This is a genomic window from Jeotgalicoccus coquinae (assembly GCF_014207425.1).
GTDB classification, from domain to species: Bacteria; Bacillota; Bacilli; order Staphylococcales; family Salinicoccaceae; genus Jeotgalicoccus; species Jeotgalicoccus coquinae.
Genome location: NZ_JACHFF010000001.1, coordinates 137,169 through 150,665, shown reverse-complemented (window position 1 = coordinate 150,665; position 13,497 = coordinate 137,169). Strand labels below are relative to the sequence as shown.

At 39.1% G+C, this 13,497-nt stretch carries 11 protein-coding genes; 1 reads left to right on the top strand and 10 read right to left on the bottom strand.

Annotation, left to right across the window (positions count from 1 at the left end; all coding sequences use genetic code 11):
• Positions 1–72 precede the first annotated feature (72 nt).
• The 10 genes from HNR41_RS00755 to gabT all read right to left on the bottom strand — a co-directional run bounded on the left by HNR41_RS00755 (position 73) and on the right by gabT (position 11,943).
• Positions 73–561 (bottom strand): TspO/MBR family protein, encoded by a 489-nt coding sequence (locus HNR41_RS00755; protein WP_184280765.1) that lies wholly within the window; start codon positions 559–561, stop codon positions 73–75.
• A 136-nt stretch (positions 562–697) separates the two neighbouring features.
• Positions 698–1,162: a GNAT family N-acetyltransferase gene (locus tag HNR41_RS00750; RefSeq protein WP_221432830.1), complete on the bottom strand. Its 465-nt coding sequence runs from the start codon at positions 1,160–1,162 to the stop codon at positions 698–700.
• Between the two features lie 38 nt (positions 1,163–1,200).
• Positions 1,201–2,457 carry a M20/M25/M40 family metallo-hydrolase gene (locus HNR41_RS00745; protein ID WP_184280763.1) on the bottom strand — a complete coding sequence of 419 codons (1,257 nt, stop codon included), beginning with the start codon at positions 2,455–2,457 and terminating at the stop codon, positions 1,201–1,203.
• 36 nt (positions 2,458–2,493) lie between these two features.
• The gene (locus HNR41_RS00740; protein ID WP_156897224.1) at positions 2,494–2,763 is read right to left on the bottom strand and encodes a hypothetical protein; all 270 of its coding nucleotides are present in this window, start codon (positions 2,761–2,763) and stop codon (positions 2,494–2,496) included.
• Positions 2,764–3,629: 866 nt separating this feature from the next.
• Positions 3,630–5,246, bottom strand: a complete 1,617-nt coding sequence (locus tag HNR41_RS00735) for a gamma-glutamyltransferase family protein (RefSeq protein ID WP_184280761.1) — start codon at positions 5,244–5,246, stop codon at positions 3,630–3,632.
• Between the two features lie 136 nt (positions 5,247–5,382).
• On the bottom strand, positions 5,383–6,789 hold the full coding sequence (locus HNR41_RS00730; RefSeq protein WP_376698640.1) for an APC family permease: 1,407 nt from the start codon (positions 6,787–6,789) through the stop codon (positions 5,383–5,385).
• Between the two features lie 39 nt (positions 6,790–6,828).
• Positions 6,829–8,241 (bottom strand): sodium:solute symporter family protein, encoded by a 1,413-nt coding sequence (locus HNR41_RS00725; protein WP_184280757.1) that lies wholly within the window; start codon positions 8,239–8,241, stop codon positions 6,829–6,831.
• Positions 8,242–8,279: 38 nt separating this feature from the next.
• Positions 8,280–9,227, bottom strand: a complete 948-nt coding sequence (gene speB / locus HNR41_RS00720; protein ID WP_184280754.1) for an agmatinase — start codon at positions 9,225–9,227, stop codon at positions 8,280–8,282.
• Positions 9,228–9,244: 17 nt separating this feature from the next.
• Positions 9,245–10,639, bottom strand: a complete 1,395-nt coding sequence (locus tag HNR41_RS00715; RefSeq protein ID WP_184280752.1) for an NAD-dependent succinate-semialdehyde dehydrogenase — start codon at positions 10,637–10,639, stop codon at positions 9,245–9,247.
• A 2-nt stretch (positions 10,640–10,641) separates the two neighbouring features.
• Positions 10,642–11,943: a 4-aminobutyrate--2-oxoglutarate transaminase gene (gene gabT, locus HNR41_RS00710; protein WP_184280750.1), complete on the bottom strand. Its 1,302-nt coding sequence runs from the start codon at positions 11,941–11,943 to the stop codon at positions 10,642–10,644.
• Between the two features lie 117 nt (positions 11,944–12,060).
• On the opposite strand from gabT, the gene gabR reads away from it, so the two are divergent.
• On the top strand, positions 12,061–13,473 hold the full coding sequence (gene gabR / locus HNR41_RS00705) for a MocR-like transcriptional regulator GabR (RefSeq protein ID WP_184280748.1): 1,413 nt from the start codon (positions 12,061–12,063) through the stop codon (positions 13,471–13,473).
• The last annotated feature ends 24 nt before the right edge of the window (positions 13,474–13,497 follow it).

The window sequence follows — 13,497 nt, the reverse complement described above, 5'->3', positions numbered from 1 at the left end:
TTTCAAAAACTGTATGTAAGTAATATTTTATAAAGTCCAGTACCCTGCTCTATCAGGTACCGGACTTTATTATTAAATATCTTCTGCGTATTCTTCTTTATTATTATTTAATGCAACAAAGCCTGCATTCAAGTATGTTGCATAGGCTGTCCATACTACATAAGGTATCAGCAGTAATCCTGCGAATTTATTTGTCTTGTAGAATGCGACTGTTGTCAGTAAGACACTCGCGAATAATGCATAACTTTCAATCAGTGCTGTCCCTCTCAATTTAAATTTGAAGTACAGAACGCTCCATAAGTAATTTAAACCGAGCTGTGAGTAATACACATAAGCATTAGCTTCGGTATCTTTTCGTGATGACTTCGTAATCGTACGGGCGATTCCCATCGTCGTATACAGAATCGGCCAGACAATACCAAACGCCTCTTTCGGCGGTGAAAACGGCGGCTGCTTATATTTCTCAAAATCTGCTTTCGCATGTTTCGTTGTCAGTAAACCAACCACACTGCCTCCAATAACCGGCAGAGCAATATCTGTAATACGTTCCAGTTTGTTCATTGAAAATCCTCCTTTAAACATTAATCTTCTATACCCTGAATTTAAAATATGACACACTGTATATTGTTCTCCCTGATAATCGATATTTCAATGAAATAATAATAAACCCGGATGATTTCATACGGGTCTGTATCTCTTATAAAATTAATTCCATTCTTACTGTTTTCAGAATATGACTGCCAAAATTCTCATCATATTCATCAACTGTTTTAAACCCTTTTGCTTTGTAGAATGCCGTTCCAATTATGTTTTCCTTTTCTACATCGAGTTGAATCTCTTTTAAGTTCTCTAACTTTTTAACCCCGGTATTTAACAAAGCTGATCCAATTCCTTCGCCCTGATATTGCGGAAGAAGATATATCGCACTCAATTCTGTTTGTCCCTGCTTATTCACCGGAGTGAAGTTGGCAAAACCTGCGATTGTGTTCTCCGCTTCAGCCACAAGCATTAACGAGTTCTCCATACGTCTTTCCATCATTTCATCACTGTAAGCACCATTTAAAAAATTCTGCTGAATTTCTCTCGGGATAATTCCCTCATACGTCGCATGCCAGCTTTCCTTCGCCACAGCCTGAACCTGTTCTATATCTCCTGTTATCATTTCACGAATTATATAATCTATGCTGAATCCCCACTTTCTTATTCACTTAGATAATCAAACGCAGTTAAAGTATGAATTTTCGCCAGGTTCGTCAGCTCTTCTATTTCTATATATTCATCCGGTCCCCCGAGATTATAAGGATTCAGACCGCAGTTAACAGAAGGAATATTTTTAGATATCCTGTAATGTCTGGCGTCTGATGCTCCGACCCGCATTGTGTTTACAGGTTTTTCTCCGGTAATGTATTCTACATTATCAGCAGTAAAGACAAAAATCTCATGGTTAATATCCGACCGGTTCGGTTCATACTGCCGGAAGATGTGATATGACAGTCCTTCTACAGATTCTGTAATCTCTTTGAGTTTCTGTTCCACTTCAGACATTGATACACCTACCGGAACACGGATGTCACCCTGTGCAGAAGCTTTTGCAGGTATCAGGTTTGGAGACACCCCGCCTTCAATCGTTCCAAAATTAACTGTGACCTGCTGCAGGACTTCTGTCTCCCCTTCTCCGGAATACCTTTCAGATATCTCACTCGATTCTTTTATCGCCTGTGTAACTTCTTTCGGGGCATTCACTTTTAAAGAGACAAGTTCTTTATTCAGCCGGTCAATACCTTCCGCCAGCCGGTCAATAGCATTTCTCCCTTTATGTACATGTGCACCATGAGATGCTTTCCCAATGGCATTCAGCTCAATCCACATTAAACCTTTTTCACCGAAACGCAGTACTTTAGCAGCGCCAGCATCTCCGCTGATCATGGCATCGCCTGAAGCATGCGGGACTGTATCTAAAAGATACTTTGTTCCTTTGACACCCATCGTTTCTTCATCACCGGCAAGTGTAATTACGAGTTCTCCTGACCAGCTGTCTCTCATTTCAGCCATTATCATAAAGGTAACCAGATAACTCGCTATGCCACCTTTCATATCAGAGACACCTCTTCCATACATACGCCCATTTTCTTCATGACCAGAGAACGGATGATGTGTCCAAAGCGACTCATTACCAGCAGGGTAGGTATCAAGATGACCGTTTAAAATCAGGCGTTTCCCTGGATTCTTCCCCTTAATTCTTGCAACAATATTCGTAATCGGCTCTTCCAATGTATGGAAAGAAATTTCAACATCATCAATTTGTTCAAGAAAATCTGCAATCTCTTTTACCATTTGACGTGTATCAGACTCTGGGGATTCACTCGGAATCTGTACTAAACGTGAACATAAGTCCACTAACTGCTCTTTATTTTTACTTACTTTCTCAACTAAATTATTTTTGACATCCTCATTCATATTTTTATTTACCAATTTAAATGCCTCATCTCTATTTTATGTCGTTTTGTCTAATCCATTCGATTCATTACTCGATATATATATCGATCCAACCGGTGGAATAACCATTAGAATCAACAAAGAAAGGGCCGGTGCCAATCCAAGGAAAGACGGTCCAATCGTCAGGATAATAATCGGTACCAATATCAATATAACAGCCAGCATTGCATACACACTGCGTTTGTTTTTAAAACTATATGCAAATAAAATAATCCCGACAACTACAAGCAGCAGATATAAAATGTTAATGAAAATCAGAACTATCACCCTTTATTTATGTTTATCGTGACTTAAGTTTTATTAATTAAACATATTAAATATATCTCTAGTAATAGCAAATATTAGAGATATACCTCCGCCTAAAACAACTGACAACATTGTCAGTTTGAGGAATGACATAGATTTAAGTTTACTCTCGATTTGATTCACTATATTTCTCTCCATCAAAATCACCTGTGTTTTCTTAAAATTAATAACTTTAGATATTTCTGTTTTTAACTTATAGAAATAGTCTATATACCTATATAAAGCTTACTATACTGGGGTTGTTATTATCAGTCCGAAAGTTATCCGACCAAAAAATATTGCTAAAGTAACATTCGTCTTGGTTTTTATAATTTTGTTAGAGACGTTTAGAACTTCTCATACCTTATCTTTTCTAACTATAATAGCTGCCCTAATCCTCGCTCTCTTTATTGCATGGATACATTTTATAAGTCTCTCCGAGCCGAAGAGCTATGATAAAGATGAATGAATTTTTTTACACTGTGATTTATATTGTTATTTGACCTTCCTCCATGGTTATGGAATCATAGAGTTATACTACTGAATGAGATTTATTGAACCACACCACAAGCAGTATCCGCTGCTTTATTCAAGAGGCAGGTGACAACATGGAAAACTCAATATTATGGAGTGCTAAATTCATACCAGTATATTTTATAGTCGCTCTTTTAAGTTTCATTCTTTTTTCCGTAATAATCGATACAAATAGTTTTAGTGCGATACTTATACCATTACTTCCTCTAGGTGTAGGAATTGCTTCAATAATTTCTAACCAGAAAACTGTCGAGTGACCAATACATAGTATTGCTCATTCGACTTTTTAATTGTGAAGGAATTCTTTCTCCCTTTTAATACGCCGCCACATGCCCGTCCGCGCGGTTTTCCGTGCCGCCGTACAGTATGCCTGTTTCCGGGTCTCTCCATATTATCTGTCCCCGGCCAAACGAGCCTGAGTCCAATTTCATTTCAATGTTATGCCCCCGTTTTATCAGGTCTTCTGCGATCTGATGAGGGAAGTTTTTCTCCACCCACACTGTCTTATCTTTAACCCACTGCCAGCGCGGTGCATCCAGTGCAGTCTGCGGGTTATGGTTAAAGTCGATTGTATTCATCGCCACCTGCACATGTCCCTGCGGCTGCATGAATCCGCCCATGACGCCGAACGGTCCAAGGGCGTCTTTGCCTTTAGTGATAAAGCCCGGGATAATCGTATGATACGAACGTTTATCAGGTCCCAATACATTAGGTGATTCCGGATCCAGGTTAAAGTCGCAGCCTCTGTTCTGCAGCCCGATTCCGGTACCAGGTACAACGAGTCCTGAACCGAATCCCATATAGTTGCTTTGTATAAACGACACCATATTCCCTTCTTCATCTGCCGTAGACAGATATACCGTGCCGCTCGCTTTCGGTTCACCCGCTTCAGGCTGTCCTGCTTTGTCCGTAATTAATTTCAGACGTTCTTTCGCATACGCTTCGTCCAGCATATCTTCAGCTGTAACATCCTTCATATACGCCTGATCTGCAATGTATTTCTCCCCGTCTGCGAATGCCAGTTTAATTGCTTCAATCTGTTTATGATATGTATCAGTAGATTCCTTATCTGCAATATCCATATGTTTCAGTATATTTAAGGCGGATAAAGCGATAATGCCCTGAGTGTTCGGCGGTATTTCCCAGACATCGTATCCCCTGTAATTTACCGATATCGGGTCCACCCATTCAGGTTTGTATTTTGCTAAATCCTCTTTTCTTATGTAGCCGTCGTATGCCCTCGAATATTCATCTATTTTCCGGGCAATATTTCCGGTATAAAAAGACTCGCATTCAGTTTGAGCAAGTTCCCTTAACGTATCAGCCATGTCCTGTGACTTCCAGATTTCACCGACTCTTGGTGCACGCCCGTTAGGTGTGAAAGTTTCAAACCAATGGTCGAACTCATCACCTTCAAACGCTTCTTTAAATCTGACAGCCGCTCTGTCCCATAACTTTGCGAGCACGGGTGATATTGGATATCCCTCTTCTGCGTACTGAATGGCCGGCTGCATTAAATCTTTAAAAGGCAATTTGCCGAACCGTCTGGAAAGTTCGGCCCATGCACCAGGCTGTCCCGGAACAGTGACCGGAGTAAATCCGTATTTAGGAATCTCATCATAGCCGGCAGAACGGACTTTATCGATGGAAATAGAAGCGGGCGATTTGCCGCTGCCGTTTAAACCGTAGAGCGTATCCTTGACCCAGACGAGCGCAAACGCATCGCCGCCGATACCGTTAGTCGTCGGTTCAACGACAGTGAGCGCTGCAGCAGTGGCGATCGCAGCATCAATCGCGTTGCCGCCGTTCTGCATAATGGTGATCCCGGCCTGAGCCGCTAAAGGCTGCGACGTGGCAACCATCCCCTTTTTAGCGACGACAGGATTGCGCTGTGAATGATAAGGATTGTAGAGCGTGTCGAAATTTTTCATTAAAATATCCCCTTTGTTATGTAGCGGTTGTTTATATAAAGATTATCATAATGAGAAATTGCTGAACAATTTTAAATCTGAATTTTGAGATAACAAATATAAAAAGAGACAAAACAAAAGTTTTGTCCCTGAAATCTTACTCATTAATTCCTTTTGAACTGTCAATACCGTCGTTATAGTCCCGGTTCATATGTTTTTCTTTACCCAGCATAAAGAAAGTAAATCCGATCAGGTACCACCCGATTACGATATACCATTCCATCGGCCATCCTAATGCTGATGGTGAGAACGGCATATAGAGAAGTATAAATAATATACTTAGAATAACTGCAATCAGACCGATTACTTTCCATCTTTTAATACTAAATGGTCGTTCCAGATTCGGTTCTGTTTTTCTCAATTTTAAAAACGAAATTGAAACGACTAAGTATCCAAGTACAATACCAATTCCTCCGGCATTTACGAACCAGTTTAAAGATGCATGTCCAAGTAAAGGTGCAACAGCACCAAGAATACCTAAGAACAATATCGAATTAACCGGTGTATTATATTTAGGATGAATATGACCGAACCATAGCGGAATCATTTTACGAATCGACATCGCATATAAAATACGGCTCCCGCCAATGATAAATGCATTCCAGCTCGTAATAATACCTGCGACACCTGCAATAACGATAATGTTCGCCATTATTCTACTGTCAAACATCACTCTCATTGCATCTGCTGTTGCCAGGCTGGAACCGTCCAGTTGTGACTCAGTCAGTCCCATAGATACACCAAATGCAATTAGTATATAAAATATAACTGTTACAATAATCGATCCTATAAGTATTCTCCCGATTAAGTGCGGAGGCGATTTTACTTCTTCAGAAATTTGAGGAATAACATCAAATCCTACAAACAGAAAAGGTATCATTACCAGAACTGTCATCATACCGCCAATACCACCGCCAAACATTGGCTGTAAGTTTTCTGTATCACCCAACGTAAGTCCGCTGACCATTAATAAAATCCCTGCTGCAACGACACCAAGTGTTAATACATTTTGAACAATTTTAGCTGGTGTCACACCAAAATAATTTAACGAAGTCAATATAATCGAACCCAATGATCCGATTATCACCCAGGTAAAGAATACATCGTCTCCGCCAACTGACCATAGATGTCCAACATGTTCAGAAGGGATAATGTAGTCAATTACCGTAGGCAAAGCTACCGCTTCAAAAGTGATTACCGACACGTAACCAAACAAAACACTCCATGCTGCAAAATATCCTATCACTTTCGGTTTGTATGCTCTAAGGACAAAAACCATTCCTCCGCCCGTCTTCGGTATTGAAGAGGCGAGTTCAGCATATGTTAAACTTATAAATATAATTAAAATTCCGCCGAGTGTAAATGCAATAGCTGTTCCCGCAAAACCAGCTTGCGATACCCAGTCACCGGATAGAACTACCCATCCCCAGCCAAGCATTGCTCCTGTAGCCATAAACAGTAAATCTATTAAAGAAAATGATTTAGAAAATTTATGTTGTTCCACTCGATTCCCACTTGAAGTCATGTTGTCTATATTAGTTCTCTATGGTCTATCAAGTTCTGCTTCAAAATCTCTTCTTTTTCTTCTATTTCCTTTATCAAAATAAGATACAGTGATGATAGTGATAATATTAACGACAATACCATAGATTATAGGGTTACTAGCACCAAGCCCTTCAATCCACAAGCCAATTATTACAGTGAATGCAGACAGTAATATTGCGGAAAAGGCTGCATTTGGTGTAATTTTCCTTGAGAATAAACCGAATAGAATTGGTACAAATATTGATCCTGCAAGTATTGCATACGCAACATCAATTGCTACTAACAATTCTTGTATCCATAATGCAATTACTATAGCCAGGACAGCTAACACAAACGTCGTTATTCTGGAGATTAGTAAAAATTTTGTATCATTGACTTTAGTGAAGAAATGATCCTTTAATATATCTTTAGATATTAATGTCGAAGATGCGAGCAGTGTTCCTGACGCTGTCGACATAATAGCTGCTGTAACAGCTGCAAATACTATACCTAGAAACCCTGTTGATATTGTTTCAAATGCCATAGTTGTAAAAACGTCCTGTGTATTTTGAATACCAGGGAGCACAACTAGGGCACACATACCAATAATTACCATGGCTAGTGAATATAATAAACTGTACACACCCACTAAAATACCTGCTGATTTAGCCACTTTTGTGTTTTTAGCAGTGAAGTATCTTTGCCAAATATCCTGTCCAACCATCATACCTAGCGTATAAGTTAACAGATAAGATAATATTTCTCTAAATCCCATCTCCGTTAAGTTAAAGTAGCTGCTTGGCAAAGTAGATTTCAACCCTTCAAAACCGCCTGCTGCCCCTAAACTCTGCGGCAACATAATAGCGAATATCCCGATAGTCATAATAGAAAATTGGATTATATCAGTAATTGTCAGTGTCCACATTCCACCAAGTATTGTATAGAAGAAAACTATAAAACCGCCGATGATTATTGCAGTTGTCAGTTTCCAGTCGAATACTCCTGACAGCAGTGCGCCAATCGCTATTATTTGAGTCACACTTATAAGCAGTGTGTAGGTTGCTGCAACTACAGCACCAATTAATTTCGATTTTGTTCCGAATAATCTGCCCAACAATTCACTTATTGTTAATAGTTTGAATCCCATAACCCGGTCCAGGAATACAAGTGCAAATAAAGTAATACCAAGACCCATTGAAAATACAAACCAGATACCTGACAGTCCCATTTCATAACCCAACTGAGATGATCCTATAGTTGATGAACCGCCTAAAAATACGGCAGTTAAACAACCAAATAACATCCAAACGCCTAAGTTTCTATCTGCAACCATATACTGTTCACTGGTTTTGGCTCTCATCATCCCCATGACGCCAATACTTATCAGCACTATAAAATAGATTGCAAATATTAAGTAATCCAATAATTCCATGGTGTTTTATCCCCCTGTTTGATGCATTACATCTTCTTCTAAGATGATAAATCACGTTTATTTAAAGCAATTAAGGTTATCATTTCAAAGATTATTGATGATGCAGCTACAGCTGTTATTTCTCCGCTGTCATAAGTTGGTAATACCTCAACCAGATCAAAACCTTTTACGTCCAGCCCTTTCAGATTTCTTACGAACTCGAGCCCTTCAAAAGAAGTAGGCCCGCCGACTTCTGGTGTTCCAGTACCCGGTGCATAAGCAGGATCAAGGAAATCTATATCATATGAGACAAAAGCTTTTGAGTTTCCGACACGTTCTTTAATTCTTTCGGAAACTCTGTCAAAGCCCATTTTTCTTGCTTCTCTCATTGTAATAACTTCGAAACCTAAATCTCTCGCATCCTCAATGCATCCGGGACCGTATAATGGCCCCCTCATTCCTACTTGGATAGAGTGTTCAGTATCTATTAAACCTTCTTCGACGGCTCTTCTAAAAGGTGTGCCATGCATATATTTCTCTCCAAAATAGTTATCCCATGTATCTCCATGAGAATCGAAATGAATCAATGCTATAGGTCCGAATTTTTTGTGGAATGCTCGTAAATGTCCCAAAGATATTGAATGATCTCCACCCATCATTATCGGTGTAATATCATTTTCTAAAACCGGTGTTAAACTCTCAACAATATTTTCATATGTCTGGTGAATATTCCCTGGAATAACATTAATATCTCCATAATCTACCCCTGAACAATAATCAAAGATATTTATATCCTGATCCGGATTATACGGTCGCAGAAGTACTGAAAAATCTCTGATATGTTGAGGCCCGTATCTTTGTCCAGTACGGTTAGATGCTGCCGTATCAAACGGAACACCGATAACAGCAAAGTCCACATCTTCTGTAGTTCTGATATTTTCCAATCTCATAAATGTTCTTGGCCCCACAAAACGTGGAGATTTAGATGAATCCTTTGGTGTATACATAATATCTCTGCTCCTTATTAAATTAAATTACCAATCGATAAATACTTCGTATCCAGATATGCTTCAATACCTTCTATTCCGCCTTCTTTTCCAAGTCCGCTTTCTTTTAATCCCCCAAATGGTGCGTGTGCTGCAGATGGTGCTCCGTCATTCCAGCCGATTACCCCAAAATCCAGCTGGTCTGATAGATATAATCCTGTTTTATAATCATTAGTGAAATAGTATGCAGCAAGGCCGTACGGTAAACCGTTCGCAAGTTCAATTGCATCATCAATTTCTGAGAATGATTGAATAGGAATAAGCGGTCCGAATGTTTCTTCATTCATGATCTTCATTTCCTGATTTGCATTTTTAATTACTGTCGGATTATAGAAGTAAGTTTCCTTATCCGCATCTACAATCCCATCACCGCCGCATACAATATCGGCACCCAGTTCTTTTGCATTGTTTGCCTGTTCACTGACTTTGTCATATGCTTTTTTATTAATTAAAGGACCAACTTGAACATTTTCATCCAATCCGTTTCCCACTTTGAGTTGAGCAACTTTCGCACTCAGCTTCTCTGCATATTCATCGGCAATGGATTCATGTACAAACAGTCTGTTTGCACATATACAAGTTTGACCTGCATTTCTAAATTTCGATGCAATTGTCTGGTCAACAGCGATATCAATATCGGCATCACCGCAAATAATAATTGGAGCATGTCCGCCCAGTTCCATGGATACATGTTTTACTGTATTTGCACTGTTTTCAATCAGTGATTTCCCGACCGGAGTTGAACCTGTGAATGTTATCTTTCTAACTAACGGACTGTCAGTGAAAATTTTACCAATATCACTTCCAGAACCGTTAACTGCTTTAAATACATTCTCAGGAACGCCCGCCTGATATGCGAGTTCCACAAGTCTCATTGTAGTCAGTGGCGTTTCTGCTGCCGGCTTAATGATGAAGGAACATCCTGCTGCAAGTGCCGGTGCAACTTTTCGTGTCAGCATCGCTGCCGGAAAGTTCCACGGTGTAATACCGGCAACAAGACCTACAGGCTGCTTTTTAATAATGATATTTTTATTCGGTGAGTTGGCAGGAATCGTTCTGCCGTAGATGCGTTTTGCTTCTTCTGCATACCATTCTATGTAGGCATTGGCGTATGCGACTTCTCCCAATGCCTCCGCCAGCGGTTTCCCGCTTTCTTTTGTAATGATTTCTGCAAGTTCATCTTTATGCTCATTAATTAAACGGAACCATTCTTTTATAACTCCTGAACGGTAATGAGCATCCGTTTCACGCCATGCTTTAAAACCTTCCTGGCAGTCTTCAATCGCCGCCAGTACTTCATCTTTCGTATTGATTTCTAAAGTATCAATAACGTCACCTGTTGCCGGATTTTTAATATCAAAAGTTTCTGCCATAGTTACTTACCTGCCTTTTCTAATGATTCGGCAAGAATGCTCAGTCCTTTGTCCAGTTCATCATCACTGATAACAAGAGGTGCCAGGAATCTGAGAACGTTTCCATAAATACCTGCAGATAATAAGATCAATCCGTTATCATTAGCATACTTCGCAATCTGACCAGTCAGTTCTTTGTTCGGAGAATTTTCTTTGTCATCATTTACAATCTCAACTGCAACCATTGCACCAAGACGTCTGATTTCACCAATAAATGAATGTTTCTCAGCATGAGCTTTTAAAGCCTCTTCCAGTCTTTGTCCAAGTTGCTCAGCCTTCTCACAAAGATTCTCTTCCTTAACAATATCAATCACTGTTAATGCTGCAGCACACGCTACAGGGTTACCGCCAAATGTACCGCCCAGTTCTCCCGGCTCTGCTGCATCAAGAATCTCTGACTTACCGACGACACCGCTTAATGGTAATCCGGCTGCCAGCGATTTAGATACCGTCATCAGGTCCGGCTCAATATCGAAGTGCTCTGATGCAAACATTTTACCAGTACGGCCGAATCCTGTTTGAATTTCATCAGCAACAAACACGATTCCATTCTTTTTACAGAATTTAACCACTGCTTCAACAAAACGTTTTGATGGAACGATAAATCCGCCTTCACCCTGAACAGGCTCCATAACAACACAAGCAACATTTTCAGGTGCAACAGTTTCGATAAAGAAGTCGTGGAATTCCTTAATAGACTGCTCGATGTATTCTTCTTCTGTTAATGCTGCATGCTTACGATATACATAAGGGAATGGTGCAGCGTATATATCGGAAGCAAATGGTCCGAATCCATTTTTATAAGGTTTTACTTTACTTGTCATGCTCATTGTTAAGTTAGTACGACCATGGTATCCGCGTTTGAATGAAACCACCGCATTTCTTCCTGTATACTTACGTGACATTTTAACCGCATTTTCTACAGCCTCTGCACCCGAGTTGAAAAGAATTGCTTTCTTATCGAAATCACCTGGTGTGATACCGCATAGTTTTTCTGCAAGCTCAATATAGCCGTCATACATAATACAGTTGAAGCCCGGGTGTAAAAACTTATCCACCTGATTTTTAACTGCCTCTGTTACTCGGGGGTGTGTATGCCCAACATTTTGTACTCCAATAGCCCCTGCAAAGTCTATAAATTCATTGCCTTCCGGATCAGTAATAGTAGCACTATGTGCTTTACCGGCAATACTTAAATTACCGTTGCTGACACCTCTCGCTACATATTTATTTCTTTTTTCCTGCAAATCTTTTGTTCTTGTCATTTTATGAATCCCCTTTCATAATTGTAATATTAACCATTATGTCAGGGTCTGGTATAATTGAAAGTACCAATTTTCTGATAATATAGGCACCAGATTACAATTATGGAGGACTCATTTATGTTAGAAATCATCTTATCTGATTCAAAGAAATCAACATATAAATACCGCCAGATTTATGAGATATTAAAAGAAAAAATAATTTCAGGACAATTGCCGAAAGACTATAAACTCCCTTCGAAACGTGAACTGGCAAAAGATTTGGCAATCAGTATAAACTCTGTTGCCACTGCTTACGAACAGCTCATTGCAGAAGGTTATGTCTACGCTCTGGAGAAAAAAGGTTACTACATAGTGGAACTCAATGCCTTTAAACAAGAACACTCAAACCGTGAAAAATTAAAAGAATCATTGATAGAAAGTAAAAAACATAAAGAATACAAGTACTCATTATCTCATATGACAACAAACAGTCTACACTTCCCTCATAAAAAGTGGATTAGCTTTCAAAGACAGGTTATTAAATATCACCAATATGAAATTTCTCAGCTGAGCCATCCTCAGGGACCGATTGAAGTACGTGAAGCAATCAGAGACTTAGTGAAAATCACCCGAGGCATAAACTGCTATGCAGAACAGATTATAATCGGGACCGGTACACAGCCGCTTATTGATCAGCTAGTTGGTTTATTTAAATCAGATATTAAAGCAGGAATAGAGAATCCCGGGTATGCGAGAGTTAGGGATATGCTTATAGATAAAGGTATTAATGTAGCAGAGATACCTTTAGATAATCATGGGGTAGACATAAAAACTATTAAAAAAGAGAATCCAACTCTACAATTCCTGACACCATCTCATCAGTTCCCTACTGGGACTATTATGCCTATATCGAGAAGAATAGATTTGCTGAACTGGGCATCTGAGAAAGAAAACCGCTATATTGTTGAAGATGATTACGACAGTGAATTTAAATATGGTACTGATAACATTCCATCACTCCACAGTCTTGATAAAAATGACAAAGTGATTTATATCGGTACGTTTTCTAAAACACTTTTACCAAGTCTCAGGATGACTTATATGATTTTGCCACTACACTTACTGGAACTTTATAAAGCAAAACATAAAAATTGGCTGCAAGGTAATAACAGTATTCAACTCTACACTTTAAAATATTTTATTGAATCTGGAGAGTACAGCAGACACGTTAAAAAGATGAATCTGTACTATGAAAATAACAGAACTGCACTCATTTCCTCTTTAAAAAAATACTTTAAAGACAAAGTGGCAATTGCAGACATCCCTGCTGGACTGCATTTCACAGCTAAATTTAAAACACAGAAATCATATGATGAAATAAAAACTAGCGCCGAGCAATATTCTTTAGAATTGTACGATATGAGAAGATTCTCGACAGACTATGTCAGTAATGATGATGAATGGAAAAAATATGTTTTGGGATTCGCTAGTCTGGATATTGATGAGATTGATAATATAGTTAAAATACTTTATAAAGCAATATTTGAGTAAAATAAAACGTTCTTACGAATATAA